Origin of the sequence: Trinickia sp. EG282A, assembly GCF_040965455.1 — a bacterium.
In the GTDB taxonomy this organism is placed as follows: Bacteria; Pseudomonadota; Gammaproteobacteria; order Burkholderiales; family Burkholderiaceae; genus Trinickia; species Trinickia symbiotica.
This window is the reverse complement of sequence record NZ_JBFRCC010000001.1, coordinates 1,463,629-1,479,461: the sequence shown is the minus strand read 5'-3', so window position 1 is coordinate 1,479,461 and position 15,833 is coordinate 1,463,629. Positions and strand designations below refer to the sequence as shown.

Below are 15,833 nucleotides of genomic sequence, written 5' to 3'. Positions count from 1 at the left end.
AATCTTTGGCTGTTTTGCGCGCGGCCCTCGCCTTAGACTGAGCTCGGCTGATCCGATAACGATCGAGACGACCGAGATGTCAACGATAGTCGAACCTGTTTTGCAAGTCGATGTCTGGCGAGGCGACGAACACGGCCGCTTCCAGCGGTTTGAGGTTCCGCGCAAGGAAAGCCAGACGGTCCTCGACGTAGTCATCCATATCCAGCGCCACGTCGATCCGACGCTTTCTTATCGGTTCGCCTGCCGCGTCGGCATGTGCGGATCGTGCGCAATGACGGTCAACGGTCGCGCGCGATGGACTTGCCGCACGCACGTCTCAAAGGTCGTCGCCCATGCCGGCGCCGTACTCGAAGTCGCCCCGCTCAATCACCTGCCTGTCATCAAGGACCTCGCGGTCGACATGAGCGATTTTTTCGATAAATGGCGCGACGCGAAAGGTTTCTTTCATGGCGAGCGAACGCGACACGACGCCTTCGCCACCGTGGACCCGGGTTCAGCGGAGCGACAGGCGGCCGATGCCGGCATCGAATGCATCGGCTGCGGCGTCTGCTACGCGAGCTGCGACGTCGTCGCATGGAATCCGTCATACCTCGGGCCCGCGGCGCTCAACCGCGCGTGGACGCTGGTCAACGATGTGCGCGACACCACGCAGCGCGAGCGGCTGAACGCCGTCTCGAACGACGCGGGCTGCCATTCGTGCCATACGCTGGGCTCGTGCACGGAGCGTTGTCCCAAAGGACTTGCGCCTACCGCGAGCATCGCGGGGTTGAAACGTCTCGGCGGCCGTGTGCCGAAAGGAGGGCTCAAATGAGAGCCTGGGGTAGCGCTTGGTGGTGGCAGCGCATGTCTGCCATGGCGCTCGCCATTTGCGTCACGGTCCATCTCGTCACCATGATCGTCGTCGTGCACGGCGGCCTTAACGCCGCCGCGATCGTGGCACGGCTGCACGGCAACGTCGCATGGGGCGCGTTCTACTCGTTTTTCGTACTCGCGGCGGCGGTGCACGTGCCGATCGGCCTGCGCCGGGTGGCCGAGGAGTGGCTCGGTTGGCGCGGCAACGGGGTGAGCGCGGCGAGCGTGGCCGTCGGCGTCGCACTCGCGCTCGCCGGTTGGCGGGCGGTCTTCGCACTCGTCGGGAGCGGCGTATGAGCAACGTTGAATGGCTATCCGGCGGCACGGGCACTCGCGGCCCAACACCGGGACGTCGCGCCGATATACGCGCCCGCAATCATCCCGCCTGGTGGGCGTTTGTCGTCCATCGGATCTCTGGTGTCGCGCTCGCCCTCTTTCTGCCCGCGCATTTTTGGGCGCTCGGCACGGCTTTGCACGGCGCGCGCGCGCTCGAATCGTTTCTTGCGATCACGCGGCAGCCCGCCTTTGTGTTTGCGGAGTGGGGACTGGTGACGCTGCTCGCCGCGCACTTGATCGGCGGCGTGCGTATTCTGCTGATCGAGTTCGGGCCATGGAGCGGCCTGCGCAAGGACCTGATCGCCTTGACGGCCGGCGGCGCGCTCGTCGTCGGGCTCGCATTCGCGCTCTCGCTCACGCTTTAATGCCGGGCACGCGATAAAGGAGAGACGAAACGATGGACATGGATCTCATCGAGGAAGTGGCGAAGGAGCTCTATATCCGGGCATTGAAGCGACTGCCGCCCGACGTCAAGGAGGGTATCGCCCGCCTCGAGCAATCGGAAACGAACGCGACGGCGCGACGCGTGCTCGGCGTCATGCGCGAGAACATCAGCGTGGCGGAATCGGCCGATAACCTGCTTTGCCAGGATACGGGGCTGCCGATCTACAACGTCACGATCGGCCGCGGAATATCGCTCGATGGCATTGCGCTGAAAAACGCCATCAGAAACGGTTGCGCGCGCGCCACGCGCGAACACCCGCTGCGCTCGTCCGTCGTTCATCCGCTCACGCGGCGCAACGAGCATACGTCGTGCGGTGTGCTGATACCCGCGATCCATTTCGAATTCGACGAGCGCCCGGACACGATCGAGATAGAAATGATTCCGAAGGGCAGCGGTTCCGAAAACAACTCTTTTCTGCGCATGGCGACGCCCGCGGAAGGCATCGATGCGATCAAGCGCTTCGTGATCGACTGCGTTGTGGAAGCGGGCGGAAAAACGTGCCCGCCGACGATCGTCGGCGTCGGTGTCGGCGGGACTTCCGATGTTTGCGTCTGGCTCGCGAAGCGCGCGGCGACGCGCGCGCTCGGCTCGCGCTGCGCCGACAGCGATGGGGCGGCACTCGAGGCCGAGCTCTCGAGCGTCGTCAACGAGCTTGGCGTCGGTCCGCAAGGTCTCGGAGGCGACGCGACATCGTTCGCGGTCCACATCGAACTCGCCGCCACGCACATCACGATGAACCCGGTCGCCGTCAACATGCAGTGTCATTCTGCACGCCGCGCCCGAGCAACGATCTCGGCCGCGGGTGTCGAGTACGGCTACTGATCGGCGAACGCACGCCCTGCGAAAGAAGGACTCACGATGGCGCATTATCGGCTCACCACTCCCATTACCGAAAGCGAGGCGCGCGCGCTTCGCGTCGGAGACACGGTAACGCTCACCGGCACGCTGTTCGGCATTCGCGATGCGACGCAGATTCATATGTTCGACCGCGGCCGTAAGACGCGATTCGACCTTCGCGGGCACGCGGTGATCCACACGGCACCCAACGTGCGTAAGGTGCCCTCTTCCGATGCCCATCCTGCCGGCTACGAGCCCGTATGCATCGGCACGACGACCTCGATGCGAATGGAGCGCTTCACCGAGCCGCTGATGGCGCAGTATGGCGTGCGCATCGTGATCGGCAAAGGCGGACTTGCCGACGCGTCGAGCTGTGCCTTCGCCACGCATGGCGGCGTGTATCTCGCGATCGTCGGCGGCACCGCCGCCCTCGAGACCACCTGGATCGAGAAAATCGAGGACGTCGACCTGGACGACCTTAACCCCGAATCGCTCTGGCGTTTCCGGATCAAGGAGTTCGGCCCTTTGCTAGTGGCGATGGACAGCCACGGAGCGAGCCTCTACTCGACCGTCCAGCGAGACAGTCAGGAAAAGCGCAAAGCGGTGCTGCAGTCGCTCGGCATCAAGGCTTGATGGCATCATGAAGCAATACGACACTGACATACTGATCCTCGGCAGCGGCGGCGCCGGGCTCTTCGCGGCGCTGCACGCGCATGCCGCGGCGCCCTACCTTCGCATCACCGTTGCCGTCAAGGGGCTGCTCGGCAAATGCGGCTGCACGCGCATGGTCCAGGGGGGCTACAACGTCGCCCTCGCGCCCGGCGATTCCGTGGAGCGCCACTTCATGGACACGATCGAAGGCGGCAAGTGGCTATCGAATCAGGAGCTGGCCTGGATCCTCGTGAATGGTGCGATCGAGCGCATTCACGAGCTCGAAAACGAGCTCGGATGCTTCTTCGATCGAAACCCGGACGGCACGGTCCGGCAAAAAGCGTTCGCCGGCCAGACGTTCGATCGCACCGTTCATAAGGGTGACCAGACGGGCATCGAAATCATCAACCGGCTCGCCGAGCAGGTATGGGCGCGTGGCATCGGGCGGCTCGAGGAGCACCGTGCCGTCGAGTTCATCGAATCGGATACCGGCGATGCGCTCGCGGGTGTCCTCATGATCGACATGCGATCGGGCGAGTTCGTGCTCGTGCGGGCCAAAGGCGTGTTGCTCGCGACGGGCGGCGGGCCGACGATGTACAAGTACCACACGCCGAGCGGAGACAAGAGCTGCGACGGCATGGCGATGGCCTTGCGCGCGGGCCTGACGCTGCGCGACATGGAGATGGTCCAGTTCCACCCGACCGGTCTTCTCGCCGGCACGCATACGCGCATGACGGGCACGGTCCTCGAAGAGGGCCTCCGCGGAGCGGGCGGCTACCTGCTCGACGGCAATGGCGAGCGCTTCATGCACCGCTATGATCCGCGCGGCGAGCGCGCCACGCGCGATATCGTCTCACGCAGCATCTACCGCGAGCTGCGAGCCGGAAAAGCCTCGCCGAACGGCGGCGTCTACCTGCGCATGTCGCATCTGGGCCCCGACACGGTGCGGCAGCGATTCAAAGGCATGGTCGAGCGTTGCGCGGATTGCGGCTTCGACCTCGCGGGCGACCAGGTTGAAGTCGTGCCGACGGCGCACTACATGATGGGCGGGGTCGTCTTCGAGCGCGACTGCTCGACGACACTGCCGGGCCTCTTCGTCGCCGGCGAAGACGCCGGTGGCGTGCACGGCGCGAACCGGCTGGGCGGCAACGGCGTGGCCAATTCAACGGTATTCGGCGGCATCGCGGGCGATACGCTCGCGCAGTGGGCCACTCAACAGTGCGGCTTGGAAGCGCCGAGCCGCGAAGCTATTTCGCGCGCGATGGACCGCTGCCGGCGCCCGCTCGGACTGCGCCCGGGCAACCTCGAAGCGATCCGGGAATCGCTCTACGAGCTCATGTGGCGCGATGTCGGCATTCTGCGCGACGCCTCCGGCCTCGCCCGCGCGCGCGCCGCGCTGATGGACATCGAAGCCGAGCTCGATCGCACGGGCGTGGACGGCAGCGACTTGCGCTTCAACCTGTCGTGGCACGACTGGATGAACCTGCACAACCTCACTCTCGTGAGCCGCGCGATTACGGAAGCCGCGATCTTGCGCGAGAACTCGCGCGGCGCGCACTACAGGGAAGACTTTCCGGAACCGGGCGATCTCGACTCTTCCGAGTATGTCTGCCTTCGCCATGTCGACGGCGCGTTCGAGGCAACGCGCCGCCGGGTGGCGTTCACGCGAGTGATACCAGGTCAGTCGCTCATCGATGCGGCGCCCGCGTCTCCGGCCGTGTCCGCCGGCATGTCGATGAAATGACGCTTGACGGCCTGCGTAAACGCCTCGCGCGAATGCTCGCGCCGCTCAAGCAAGCCCACGCGTCGCGGCTCGATCCGATCCGGCAACGCCGTCACCCGCAACCCCGAGGCCGGATCCCAGTTTGCGTTGGCAAGGCGCGGCACGATGGCGACGCCGAAGCCGCGCCGCACCATCTCGCAGATCGCCTCGATCGAATTGAGTTCCATGATCTCGTGCGCGCCGACGCCCAGACCTTGCAGCGCGTTTTCGATCAGGATCCCGGTCCAGGTCTGGCGATCGAACCGAATGAACGGCTCTTCGAGCAGTCCGCCGATGCCGCTATTCGGCGCATCGGCGCAACTGATCAACACCAACGGCTCGCTGTAGAGCGCCGTCCATTTGAGCGCGGCGGGAAAGCCGGCCGGCGCTTGCGTCACGATCGCGGCATCGAGATCCCCGCCTTCCACGCGCTCGGCGAAATCGCTCGACAGACCCGTGAAAAGCTTTAGCTCGAGCCGCGGATAGCGACGCTTCAGATCGAGCATCGCATCGGCGAATGCGCCCATCAGCGAAGAAACGAGCGCCCCCACCCGCACGACACCGGCCAACTCGGCTCGCTCGCCCGTCGCGAGAATCCTTCGATAGTCGGCGACGAGCGCCTCGGCAAGCGGCACGATCATGCGCCCTTGCTCACTCAACGAGATGGAGCGCGGCGTGCGCTCGAAGAGGACCATGTCGAGATCGCGCTCGAGTGAGCGCATCTGCAGGCCGACGGCCGCCTGCGTGAGGCAGACTTCTTCCGCGGCGGCCGCGAACGAGCCGTGTCGTGCCACGGCGAGAAAGGTCACGAAATAGCGAATCGCGCTCATACGTGGCTCTCCCTCCCGCTCATCTCGAAAGATGGGCGAGCGATGTGCCGAAGAGCGCGGCGCCCGATGCGAACAGCAGCACGAGCAGCACCCGCCGGAATACGCGCTCGGAGATGCGCAGGTAAAGGCGCGAACCGAGCCAGGCGAAAACGAGGGCTGGGGGCACCATGCACAGGATCAGGTAAAACGTCTGCCGACCGATGATGCCCGTGGCCAGATACGTGACCAGCGTCAACGATTGCATCGCAATGAAGAAAGTCTGACAGATCGCGCGCTGAGTATGCTTGTCGTGGCCGCGCAGCATGCACCATACGGTGGGAGCTGGGCCGACGAGCCCGGCGATGCCGCCCAGAATACCGCCGACCATGCCGACCCCGCCGTCCGCGAACGAGCCGCCGACCTTCAGGACAGGCAGGTTCGTCGCCGCCAGCATGACGCTGCAATAGGCGATGAGCAAGAGGCCGACGCCGATCCGGAATGCGACCGGATCGATGATCGGCAACAGCGCGGCCCCGATCGGCACGCCGACGAAGCCGCCGATCACGAACGGGGCAACGAGCTTGGCGCGAATCTGCGCGCGCACGGTGTGGATCGTCAGCAATTGACCGACGAGCGACCCGACGACGAGCATCGGCCCGATTACTTGAGGCGGCATCGTCCAAGCCCAGAACACCATTGCGACGAGGCCGAAGGCGAAGCCGGCGAGCCCCGATACGAAGCCGGCGACCGCGCTGCCGCCCGCGACGAGCAGCGCGAGCTCGGGGCTCAACAAGGGCGCCCCGCGCAAGCCGCCATCATCACGATTGCATCCCCCAGCATTGTACCGTATGGCGCTCGACGACGCGGAAAATCAGGTTCTCCACGGCGAGTCCGATCAGGATCACGGTAAAGAGTCCGGCGAACACATTCGCGATGTCGAGCAAATTCTTGTTTTCGTAGATGAACCAGCCGAGGCCGCCTGAACCCGAGCTCACGCCGAAAACGAGCTCGGCGGCGATCAACGTGCGCCATGCGAAGGCCCAGCCGATCTTGAGCCCGGTGAGGATGCTCGGAAACGCGGCCGGCACGAGAATCTTCATGACGTAGCGCATGCCGCCGAGCCCGTAGTTGCGCCCCACCATTCTCAGCGTATTGCTGACGGACTTGAAACCGGAATGAGTATTCAATGCGACGGACCACGTCACCGAGTGGACGAGTACGAATACGAGACTGCCATTTCCGAGCCCGAACCAGATCAGCGACAGTGGCAACAGTGCGATGGCCGGCAACGGGTTCAGCATCGACGTCATCGTCTCGAGGAAATCGGTGCCGATGCGCGACGTGATCGCGGTGGCCGTCAGAATCGCGGCCAGCACGACGCCGCACGCGTATCCGATCAGGAGAACATGGATCGATGCCCATGCTTTGCCTGGCAACTCGCCGCTTGCAATGCTGCTCACGAACGCCTGCACCGTGGCGCTGAACGTCGGAAAAAGCAGCGCGTTGTTGAGGCTGCGTCCATACCATTCCCAGATCAACGCGAGCACGACGAGGATGAAGACCTTGCGCACCCATCCCTGGTTGTAGAGACGCTCGAGCGGCGACAACGGCTTTTCGACGACGCTGAACTGCTGAGCGCTGCTGGGCTCGCGCACGATCTCACCGCGAGGAGGGGGCGACATGTTGGCCATGGCAGGCGTGCCGTTGCGCGCGGTGGTGGCATCAGACATGTTCGGCCTCCTTGATTTCGTCGTCGAACAGCATTTGCTGGATGCGCGTCTCGAGCGCCGCGGCCGATTCCGCTGTGTCGGCCGTGTTGAGCTCGGCCTTGACCTGGCCTGGGTGCGGCGACAGCAGCAGAATCCGGCTGCCGATTTTGATGGCCTCCGGTATCGAATGAGTGACGAACAGCACCGTGAATCGGGTGTCTTGCCACAGCGCCATCAGTTCATCCTGCATCTTGCGGCGAGTCAGAGCATCGAGCGCCGCAAACGGTTCATCCATGAGCAGAATGTCGGGTTCCATGGCCATGCCGCGGGCGATCGCCACGCGCTGCTTCATTCCGCCCGATAGCGTATGCGGGTAGCTGTTCGCGAACTTCGTCAGGTTCACCTTGTCGATGTAATGCAACGCGCGCTCCTGCGCTTGGCGTGGACTCAAGCGCAGCGCGGCCTCCAACGGAAACATGACGTTCTGCCTGACGGTTTTCCAGGGCAGCAGCTGATCGAATTCCTGGAAGACCATCATCCGGTCCGGCCCCGGCTTCGTGACCGCTTTGCCCTTCAGAACGATCGAGCCTTCCGTCGGCGTCAGGTAGCCGCCCACGCTCTTCAGCAGCGTGGACTTGCCGCAGCCGGACGGGCCGAGCAGAACGAAACGGTCGCCTTCGAAGACCTGAAAATCGACGCGATACGTCGCCATGACGAGGTGTTTTGGCGTCTTGTATTGCAGCGTGACCCCGCGCACGTCGAGCAGCGGCGACGACCCGCCATCGGCAGTCGATGACGCCTGGCCCGCCTGTTGACCTTGAGAACGCATAATCAGCTCCCCTGCAACGATTGGGCGGTCGGGAAGAACAGGTCCTTCCATGTTGCCGGAGTGGTCCGGATAAGCCCCGTGCGCGACATGAACGTCGCATACTTCATCGTATTGCTCGGCGTCGTCGTGAACTCGACATTCGGATCCGCGATCATCTTCTCGATCTCGCCGACGTTGGTCTTCTCACCGCTCACGCGCAAGTACAACAGCGCGGCCGCGTGCTTGTCGTCGCGGATCATCGTCTCGGCCTCATCGAGTGCGGCCATGAACGCCTTCACGATCTTCGGGTTCTGGTCGTAGAACTTCGATGTGCACCAGACGAGGTTGAAGGTCGAACGGCCGCCGAGCACGTCGTAAGAATTGAGCACCGTATGGATGTTCGGGTGCGTGAGCTCCTGTTCCTGGAACGGCGGCGAACCGAAATGCGCGGTCACTTCGCTGTTTCCCGACAAAAGCGCCTGCTGGGCGTCCGGATGCGCGAGCGTCACCGTGTATTTGTCGAGCACGCCTGCGTTGCCTTCTCCGAACGCCTTTTGCGCGGCCATCTGCAGCGTGATCGCCTGAATCGAGACTTTCGCGGCCGGCAAAGCGATCTTGTCCCGATCGCTGAAGTCCTTGATCGTCTTCACCTTCGCATCGTTGGTATTGAGCAAGAGCGGCATCGAATTGATCGCGGCCAATGCACGCACGGCCAGCGGCGTGTTGTGCGTGCGCGCCCATAGCAATACGAGCGGTGCGACGCCGCCTGACGCGATCTGCAAGGAGTCCGAAAGAAGCGAATCGTTCATCACGTTGCCTCCCGCGAACTGGACCCAGGAAACCTTGAGGTTGGGCAATCCGAGTTGCGCCGCGTGTTTCTCGATCAGCTTCTGGTCCTGCATGATCATCAGCGGCAAGTAGCTGATGCCGTATTGGCGCGCAACCTTGATTTCCGTCACGTCGGCCCTGGCCGGCGCGCTGAACGCGACCGCGAACACGGCAAGCGAGACGGTAAATAGTGAAACCACCTTGCGAAAGCTCATTGCTCGGCACTCCTCGCAAAAAAAGGAACGTATGGCAAAGGGGTGAGACGCAAGAGGGAGGGCAAGGCGGCGGAACGTGCGAGAGGAAGCGCGCGCCTTGCCCGTGCGCTCATCCGGCCCGCAGCAAGTGCAGGATCGGGATGCGGCGACGGGAGGGGGAAGTGCGCATCGTGCTGTCTCCTTCGTGCCGGGCGCCTGACGATCGGACGAACGTCGGGCCGGCTGTTGGTTCACCGATGAGCGATTGGAGCATGGGCCGTGCGAGATGCGTTGACCTATGCGTGATTTAACTCATCTGTATGAGTTCGCAGTGTAGGTGATCGCTTAACCGATTGCAAATTGGGGAAAACCGGGTCTCGCAGCGAGAGGGAACCGGCGGGGTCAGCGTGGAATCGCCGCCGGAATGGCCGCCGTTTCCGCCGCCGCTCGCTCGCGTGACGACTGGGCGAGTCCCGGCGGCCTTAACTCGTTTCCTCGCGCGTAGTCGATGCGCCCATGTATTCGTATCGCTCGGTGTTGACGTGCGAGATGCGCACTTCGACGGGCGTATGGTGGTACGAATAGGCAATACGGCGGACTTCGAGGAGCGGCGTACCGGCCGATACGCCCAACAACTCCGCCTCCATCTCGTCGGCCTTCGCCACGCGCAGGCGCTCATCGGTGCCGACGACATTGATGCCGAAAGCATCCTGATAGAAGTTGTAAAGCGTGCTCGGCCGCTCGCGCAGCGCCTTCTCCGTCAATCCGGAGAAGCGCGATTCGGCCACGGCGATGTGATCGACGATGACGCTTTCGCCATGCAGCGACAGCCGATTGACGAACGAGAAGACGCGCTCGCCCGGCTCGATCCCGAGCGCCGAAGCGATTTCCCGGGACGCCTTCGTCCTTTTGAAACTGGCGAGACTGACCGTCGGATAAGTCTTGTCGCCGTCCTGGCGGACGATGCGGAAAAAGCGGAAGAAATGCCGGTCGCGCTGGTGCTGCGCCACGAACGTGCCGAGTCCCTGGTGGCGCACGAGAATGTTGTCCGCCACCAGCTCGTCGATCGCCTTGCGTAATGTGCCGATGGACACGCCGAAGCGCTCGGCGAGACGCTTTTCGGACGGTATCGCTTCCCCGCCCTTCCATTCGCTCGCGGCAAGCGCAGCCAGCATCGCGTTCTTGACTTCCTTGTACCGCGTTCCGCCGATCGCGGACGTGGCGAGCATGATCGTATTCATGGCGACCTCTGATGCACTCGGTGTATTCGAAACAGTCCTGTCGTTGCTGGCACTGGATTCTACTACCGCTCATATGGCTCATCAAAGACATATAGATGATATGGTTGACACCGATGAACCTGCCGCCTAAGATGGTTTGCACGGAAAACGAACCGTGTCTTCAGGAGATCGAGGAGAACACCATGAACCAAACCGCAGCAGCCGCATCGGCCACACGGGCGTCGTCGTCGCCTGAGAAAAGAACGATCCATATCGTGCTGCACGAAGCGAAGGACACCGTCGGCGTCGCCGTCGTCGAGGGCATTCAGGCGGGCGATCGACTCAACGCCTGGATCATGGATGACGACGAGATCGTCGCCGTGACGGCAAAGCAGGACATTCCGATCGGGCACAAGATTGCGCTGAAGGACATGGCGGTCGGAGACACCGTCTACAAGTACGGCGTCGATATCGGGCGCGTGGTCGCCCCGATCGCCGCGGGCGAGCACGCCCATGTTCACAACATCAAGACGAAGCGCTGGTAATACGCGCATGCCGCGCCGTCCTAGGGCGCGCGGCGACCGTCAATGTCCCAATCAAAGCGAGCATAGAGAACCGTCATGAGCGTGATCGACAGCAATACCACTTTCCGCGGCTATCGCCGCAGCAACGGCCGCGTCGGCGTGCGCAACCACGTCATCATCCTGCCTGTCGACGACCTGTCGAACGCCGCCGCGCTGGCAGTCGAAAACAACATCAAGGGCACGATGGCGCTGCCCCACCCCTACGGACGGCTGCAGTTCGGCGTGGACCTCGACCTCCACTTCCGTACGCTGATCGGCACCGGCTGCAATCCGAACGTCGCCGCCGTCATCGTCATCGGCATCGAGGAAGGCTGGACGAAGCGCGTCGTCGACGGCATCGCGAAATCGGGCAAGCCCGTCATGGGCTTCGGCATCGAGCTGCATGGGGACCACGACACGATCATGCGCGCCTCGAAGGCCGCCAAGGAGATGGTTCAGTACGCGACTTCGCTCGAGCGCGAAACATGTCCGATTGCCGATCTCTGGGTATCGACGAAGTGCGGCGAATCCGACACGACATCGGGCTGCGGCTCGAACCCGACGGTCGGCAACGCGTTCGACAAGCTCTACGGGCTCGGCACGACGCTCGTGTTCGGCGAAACGTCGGAACTCACGGGCGGCGAGCAGCTCGTTGCGGAGCGCTGCGCGAATGACGCGGTGCGCGAGCGCTTTCAGTTCATGTTCGACCGCTATCAGGACATGATCAATCGCTGGAAAACGGACGACCTGTCCGAGTCGCAACCGACGAAGGGCAATATCGCCGGCGGGCTGACGACCATCGAAGAAAAGGCGCTCGGCAACATCCAGAAAATCGGCAAGCGCTGCAAGGTCGATGGCGTACTCGACAAAGCGGAAACGCCGACGGGATCCGGTCTTTGGTTCATGGATTCGTCGTCGGCGGCGGCCGAGATGGTGACCCTGTGCGCGGCATCGGGCTTTGCCGTCCATTTCTTCCCGACGGGCCAGGGCAACGTCATCGGCAATCCCATTCTTCCCGTCATCAAGATCTGCGCGAATCCGCGTACCGTGCGCACGATGTCCGAGCACATCGACGTCGATGTCTCGGGCCTGTTGCAGCGCGAGCAGAACCTCGACGAGGCCGGAGACAAATTGCTCGAAGCGATGCTGGCCACGGTCAATGGCCGATGGACCGCCGCCGAGACGCTCGGGCATCGAGAGTTCGTGCTCACGCGTCTCTTCGAAAGCGCATGAGCCTTGGACGCGGCGCCGCCGCCGTGCGGATCATAAGGAGTGCGAAGGAAACGCCGCACCGCACGGCAAGCCTCCATTATCCCGATGGGGTCATTCGGGCTGGCGGGCCGCGCCGCATGAGACAGTGACGCCGTATCGAACCGGCGCCCGGCGGCATGCGCTGCGCGGGCCGGCTTTCGCCGGCCCGGGCGTGAACCCGCCGTCCCTATCAGCCAGCAGCAGCGAGTGGAGGAGACACCATCTTGCGCATGCTCAAAAGCCTTTACGTTCAGGTTCTCATCGGCCTTGCGGCCGGCATCGTCGTCGGCTACCTCCTGCCTTCCACCGGCGTGACGATGAAGCCGCTCGGCGACCTCTTCATCCGGCTCATCAAGATGCTCGTCACGTTGGTGATCTTCTGCACCGTCGCGCTCGGCATCGCACGGATGGAGAATTTGAAGCACGTCGGCCGCGTGGGACTCAAGACGATTCTCTACTTCGAAGCCATCACGACGCTCGCGCTCTTGATCGGACTCGTCGTTGCGAACGTGATGCATCCCGGTGCCGGTCTCGATATCGACCCTCGCACCCTCGACGCGCACGCGATCAGCCACTATGAATCGGTGGCGCAGACGCAGGCGTCGGGCGGTTTGCTCGAGGAGATCGTGCCGAGCTCGGTCGTCGGCGCGTTTGCACGTGGCAATCTACTGCAAGTGCTGCTCTTCTCCGTGCTGTTCGGCATCGCGCTATCGATCATGGGCGAGAAGAGCCGTTTCCTCTCGAACGTCATCGAGCAATGCGGCGATGCGCTCATGCGCATCGTCGAGATGATCATGCGGCTCGCCCCGCTCGGTGCCTTCGGCGCAATGGCGTTCACGGTGGGAAAGTACGGCATCGGCACGCTGCAGCAACTGGGCCTGCTCATCGTCTGCTTCTACCTGACGAGCGTCCTTTTCGTCGCGCTCGTGCTCGGCACGATCTGCCGATGGGCCGGCATAGGGCTGTGGCCGCTCATTCGTTACCTGCGCGAAGAGATGCTGATCGTGCTCGGCACGTCGACGACGGAGTCGGTGTTGCCGCGACTCATGGACAAGCTCGAGAAACTCGGCTGCCCCAAGTCCGTCGTTGGACTCGTGCTGCCCACGGGCTACTCGTTCAACCTCGACGGCGCCGCCATCTATCTGACGATGACGTCGCTCTTCATCGCGCAGGCGACCGGCACGCATTTGACGCTCCCGCAGCAGATCGGTCTGCTCGCCATACTCATGGTGACGTCGAAGGGCGGCGCGGGCGTAGCCGGTGCCGCGCTCGTCGCACTCACGGCCACGCTGTCGACGCACAACATCATTCCCGTGGCCGGCATCACGCTGATTCTCGGCGTCGATCGGATACTCAACGAGGTTCGCGCCCTCGTCAACCTGATCGGCAATGCCGTCGCGACGATCGTGGTGGCCCGCTGGGAGGGCGTTTTCGACGTGCACACGGCACGTGAAGTGTTGTCCGCCCCGCGCGTTGGCGTCTATGAGGAGGAGACGACCGCCCGCGACGCGCGGACCGAAGCGACTCGCGAGCTGAAGATGCCCTCTGTCGCCCGGAGGAACATCAATTGAAGAAAATCGTCATCAGCGAGTTCATGGACGGTGCGGCGATCGAGTCGCTGTCGCGTCAGTTCGACGTGCATGCGGATCCCGCGCTCGTCGATGATCCTGCGCGCCTGCTGGCATGCCTGAAGGACGCCGACGCCCTGATCGTGCGCAATCGCACGCAAGTCACGCGGGCGTTGCTCGACGCCGCGCCGCGACTCGTCGCCATCGGAAGGCTCGGCGTCGGCCTCGACAATATCGATGTCGACGCCTGCGCGGCGCGCGGCGTGGCGGTCTTGCCGGCGACGGGCGCCAACGCCCGCGCGGTGGCCGAGTATGTGATCGCCACCGCCATGCTGCTTTTACGCGGCGCCTACACGTCGAGCGATGCCGTTGCCGCGGGCGCATGGCCGCGTGCGGCGCTGTCCAATGGACGGGAGGCCGCCGGCAGCACGCTGGCGATCATCGGGTTTGGCGGTATCGGCCAACTCGTCGCCAGCCTCGCCAACGCAATCGGCATGACCGCCATCGGTTACGATCCGGCTCAGCCGCCAGACGCGCCGTGCTGGGGCTCGACGGGCGCTCGCCCGGTGCCGCTCGACGAGGCGCTGCGCAGCGCCGACGTCGCCACGCTCCACATGCCGCTCACGAACGCCACGCGCAATCTGCTGGACGCTACACGACTTGCACTGCTGCCGTCGCACGCGATTCTCATCAATACGTCGCGCGGAGGCATCGTCGATGAAGCGGCGCTCGCGTCTGCGCTGCGCGAAGGCCGACTCGGCGGCGCGGCACTCGACGTGTTCGCTCGAGAGCCGCTCGAAAGCGGCTCGGTCCTTGCTGACGTGCCGAACCTCATCCTGACGCCGCATATCGCCGGTCTCACCGCGCAGTCCAACATGCGTGTGAGCACGCTCGTCGCTTCGCGGATCGCGCAAGCGCTCAGCGACGATGCGCATACGCCGCGCTGATGTCATAACCCTTGCTGCAAAGGAGCCTCCGAATGACACGCATTTCGCCTGCCGAGCTGACCGAGCTCGCCACGCGCGCGCTCGAGGCCGCGGGCGCACGCAGCGATACAGCGACCGCGACCGCCAACGCCCTCGTCTATGCCGATTTGCATGGGCTCTCCTCGCATGGCGTCTCGCGATTGCCGATGTACGTCGCGCAGTTGCGCAACGGACGCGTCGATCCCAAAGCCGTGGCAGCCATCGTTTCATCGCGCGGCGCCGCCGTGCTCGTCGATGCCGCGGATGGGATGGCCTACCCCGCTTGCGCGCTCGCCGTCTCCACGGTCATCGAACGTGCGCGCGAGTACGGCAGCGCGGTCGCCAGCGTGACGCGCAGCCATCACTTCGGCGCGGGCGCATGGCACCTCGAAGCGATTGGCGCGGCCGGCATGGTCGGCCTCGCATTCAGCAACTCGCCGGCAGCGATGCCGGCCGAGGGTGGCCGGCATGCGATCTTCGGCACGAATCCGATCGCGGCGGTCTTTCCGCGCCGCCGCGCGGATCCGTTGATCATCGACTTGTCGCTGTCGCAAGTGGCGCGCGGCAAGATCATGGTCGCGGCTCAGGAAGGCAAGCCCATCCCGCAGGGATGGGCGACGACGCGCGACGGACTGCCGACAACCGATGCCAAAGCCGCGCTCGACGGCATGATGTTGCCCTTCGGCGGCGCGAAAGGCGCGATGCTCGCGCTCATCGTCGAACTGCTGGCCGCCGCGTTGGCCGGAGCGAATTTCGGCTACGAAGCCGGTTCTTTCCTGACCGCGGACGGCGCCCGCTCGCGCATCGGCCATCTTTTCTGGGCGATCGATCCCGCCGCGCTCGCCGGCAATGAAACTTATCTTTCCCGCGTCGAGGCGTTGGTCGAACAAATGCTCGTCGACTCCGATGTCCGTCTGCCGGGCGAGCGCCGCCGCGACGTGGCTCTATCGGCGCGGCGTGGCGGCATCGACATTCCCGCTGCGTTGCTCGAGCGGCTGCGCGGCATCGCGCGCGGCGACTGAGCAAGCAGCTCAA

The 15,833-nt window shown here is 64.1% G+C and carries 17 protein-coding genes; 11 read left to right on the top strand and 6 right to left on the bottom strand.

Features of this window, described 5'->3' with window-relative positions; genetic code table 11:
• Window positions 1-76: 76 nt before the first annotated feature.
• From AB4Y31_RS06780 to AB4Y31_RS06755, 6 genes are read left to right on the top strand one after another with little or no spacing between them, the layout of a single operon-like run.
• Entirely contained in the window at window positions 77-811 is a 735-nt protein-coding gene (locus tag AB4Y31_RS06780; RefSeq protein ID WP_368673225.1) for a succinate dehydrogenase/fumarate reductase iron-sulfur subunit, read from the top strand.
• Window positions 808-1,149, top strand: coding sequence for a succinate dehydrogenase (locus AB4Y31_RS06775; RefSeq protein ID WP_026230199.1), 342 nt, complete (start codon window positions 808-810; stop codon window positions 1,147-1,149). The genes AB4Y31_RS06780 and AB4Y31_RS06775 overlap by 4 nt, the downstream gene beginning before the upstream one ends.
• On the top strand, window positions 1,146-1,553 hold the full coding sequence (gene sdhC, locus AB4Y31_RS06770; protein WP_368673224.1) for a succinate dehydrogenase, cytochrome b556 subunit: 408 nt from the start codon (window positions 1,146-1,148) through the stop codon (window positions 1,551-1,553). Before AB4Y31_RS06775 ends, sdhC begins: the two co-directional genes overlap by 4 nt.
• A 32-nt stretch (window positions 1,554-1,585) precedes the next feature.
• Entirely contained in the window at window positions 1,586-2,455 is an 870-nt protein-coding gene (locus AB4Y31_RS06765; RefSeq protein WP_368673223.1) for a fumarate hydratase, read from the top strand.
• A gap of 36 nt (window positions 2,456-2,491) precedes the next feature.
• Window positions 2,492-3,103, top strand: a complete 612-nt coding sequence (locus AB4Y31_RS06760) for a FumA C-terminus/TtdB family hydratase beta subunit (protein ID WP_018443545.1) — start codon at window positions 2,492-2,494, stop codon at window positions 3,101-3,103.
• Window positions 3,104-3,110: 7 nt separating this feature from the next.
• Window positions 3,111-4,865, top strand: coding sequence for an L-aspartate oxidase (locus AB4Y31_RS06755; RefSeq protein ID WP_368673222.1), 1,755 nt, complete (start codon window positions 3,111-3,113; stop codon window positions 4,863-4,865).
• Here the strand turns inward: AB4Y31_RS06755 and AB4Y31_RS06750 are convergent.
• The 6 genes from AB4Y31_RS06750 to AB4Y31_RS06725 all read right to left on the bottom strand — a co-directional run bounded on the left by AB4Y31_RS06750 (window position 4,802) and on the right by AB4Y31_RS06725 (window position 10,472).
• Entirely contained in the window at window positions 4,802-5,713 is a 912-nt protein-coding gene (locus AB4Y31_RS06750; protein WP_368673221.1) for a LysR substrate-binding domain-containing protein, read from the bottom strand. The genes AB4Y31_RS06755 and AB4Y31_RS06750 overlap by 64 nt on opposite strands.
• Before the next feature lie 19 nt (window positions 5,714-5,732).
• Window positions 5,733-6,482: a sulfite exporter TauE/SafE family protein gene (locus AB4Y31_RS06745; protein WP_368673220.1), complete on the bottom strand. Its 750-nt coding sequence runs from the start codon at window positions 6,480-6,482 to the stop codon at window positions 5,733-5,735.
• A 28-nt stretch (window positions 6,483-6,510) separates the two neighbouring features.
• Window positions 6,511-7,422: an ABC transporter permease gene (locus AB4Y31_RS06740; RefSeq protein ID WP_368673219.1), complete on the bottom strand. Its 912-nt coding sequence runs from the start codon at window positions 7,420-7,422 to the stop codon at window positions 6,511-6,513.
• The gene (locus AB4Y31_RS06735; protein WP_368673218.1) at window positions 7,415-8,230 is read right to left on the bottom strand and encodes an ABC transporter ATP-binding protein; all 816 of its coding nucleotides are present in this window, start codon (window positions 8,228-8,230) and stop codon (window positions 7,415-7,417) included. Before AB4Y31_RS06735 ends, AB4Y31_RS06740 begins: the two co-directional genes overlap by 8 nt.
• 2 nt (window positions 8,231-8,232) lie before the next feature.
• A complete protein-coding gene (locus AB4Y31_RS06730; protein WP_368673217.1) occupies window positions 8,233-9,252 on the bottom strand; it encodes an ABC transporter substrate-binding protein in 1,020 nt (339 codons plus the stop codon).
• A gap of 461 nt (window positions 9,253-9,713) precedes the next feature.
• Window positions 9,714-10,472, bottom strand: coding sequence for a GntR family transcriptional regulator (locus tag AB4Y31_RS06725; protein ID WP_018443552.1), 759 nt, complete (start codon window positions 10,470-10,472; stop codon window positions 9,714-9,716).
• A gap of 254 nt (window positions 10,473-10,726) precedes the next feature.
• On the opposite strand from AB4Y31_RS06725, the gene AB4Y31_RS06720 reads away from it, so the two are divergent.
• The 5 genes from AB4Y31_RS06720 (at window position 10,727) to AB4Y31_RS06700 (ending at window position 15,820) form a co-directional block, all read left to right on the top strand.
• Window positions 10,727-10,996 carry a UxaA family hydrolase gene (locus tag AB4Y31_RS06720; protein WP_020566528.1) on the top strand — a complete coding sequence of 90 codons (270 nt, stop codon included), beginning with the start codon at window positions 10,727-10,729 and terminating at the stop codon, window positions 10,994-10,996.
• Between the two features lie 75 nt (window positions 10,997-11,071).
• Window positions 11,072-12,247: a UxaA family hydrolase gene (locus tag AB4Y31_RS06715; protein WP_368673216.1), complete on the top strand. Its 1,176-nt coding sequence runs from the start codon at window positions 11,072-11,074 to the stop codon at window positions 12,245-12,247.
• A gap of 248 nt (window positions 12,248-12,495) precedes the next feature.
• Window positions 12,496-13,836, top strand: coding sequence for a C4-dicarboxylate transporter DctA (gene dctA, locus AB4Y31_RS06710; RefSeq protein WP_368673469.1), 1,341 nt, complete (start codon window positions 12,496-12,498; stop codon window positions 13,834-13,836).
• A complete protein-coding gene (locus tag AB4Y31_RS06705; protein ID WP_368673215.1) occupies window positions 13,833-14,780 on the top strand; it encodes a hydroxyacid dehydrogenase in 948 nt (315 codons plus the stop codon). Before dctA ends, AB4Y31_RS06705 begins: the two co-directional genes overlap by 4 nt.
• Before the next feature lie 32 nt (window positions 14,781-14,812).
• The gene (locus AB4Y31_RS06700) at window positions 14,813-15,820 is read left to right on the top strand and encodes an Ldh family oxidoreductase (protein WP_368673214.1); all 1,008 of its coding nucleotides are present in this window, start codon (window positions 14,813-14,815) and stop codon (window positions 15,818-15,820) included.
• Window positions 15,821-15,833 lie beyond the last annotated feature (13 nt).

Excerpts from the sequence above, each read along its gene's own strand:
- AB4Y31_RS06780 (WP_368673225.1), top strand. The coding sequence starts at position 77 with ATGTCAACGATAGTCGAACCTGTTTTGCAAGTCGATGTCTGGCGAGGC.
- AB4Y31_RS06775 (WP_026230199.1), top strand. The coding sequence starts at position 808 with ATGAGAGCCTGGGGTAGCGCTTGGTGGTGGCAGCGCATGTCTGCCATG.
- sdhC (WP_368673224.1), top strand. The coding sequence starts at position 1,146 with ATGAGCAACGTTGAATGGCTATCCGGCGGCACGGGCACTCGCGGCCCA.
- AB4Y31_RS06765 (WP_368673223.1), top strand. The coding sequence starts at position 1,586 with ATGGACATGGATCTCATCGAGGAAGTGGCGAAGGAGCTCTATATCCGG.
- AB4Y31_RS06760 (WP_018443545.1), top strand. The coding sequence starts at position 2,492 with ATGGCGCATTATCGGCTCACCACTCCCATTACCGAAAGCGAGGCGCGC.
- AB4Y31_RS06755 (WP_368673222.1), top strand. The coding sequence starts at position 3,111 with ATGAAGCAATACGACACTGACATACTGATCCTCGGCAGCGGCGGCGCC.
- AB4Y31_RS06750 (WP_368673221.1), bottom strand. The coding sequence starts at position 5,713 with ATGAGCGCGATTCGCTATTTCGTGACCTTTCTCGCCGTGGCACGACAC.
- AB4Y31_RS06740 (WP_368673219.1), bottom strand. The coding sequence starts at position 7,422 with ATGTCTGATGCCACCACCGCGCGCAACGGCACGCCTGCCATGGCCAAC.
- AB4Y31_RS06735 (WP_368673218.1), bottom strand. The coding sequence starts at position 8,230 with ATGCGTTCTCAAGGTCAACAGGCGGGCCAGGCGTCATCGACTGCCGAT.
- AB4Y31_RS06730 (WP_368673217.1), bottom strand. The coding sequence starts at position 9,252 with ATGAGCTTTCGCAAGGTGGTTTCACTATTTACCGTCTCGCTTGCCGTG.
- AB4Y31_RS06725 (WP_018443552.1), bottom strand. The coding sequence starts at position 10,472 with ATGAATACGATCATGCTCGCCACGTCCGCGATCGGCGGAACGCGGTAC.
- AB4Y31_RS06715 (WP_368673216.1), top strand. The coding sequence starts at position 11,072 with ATGAGCGTGATCGACAGCAATACCACTTTCCGCGGCTATCGCCGCAGC.
- dctA (WP_368673469.1), top strand. The coding sequence starts at position 12,496 with ATGCTCAAAAGCCTTTACGTTCAGGTTCTCATCGGCCTTGCGGCCGGC.
- AB4Y31_RS06700 (WP_368673214.1), top strand. The coding sequence starts at position 14,813 with ATGACACGCATTTCGCCTGCCGAGCTGACCGAGCTCGCCACGCGCGCG.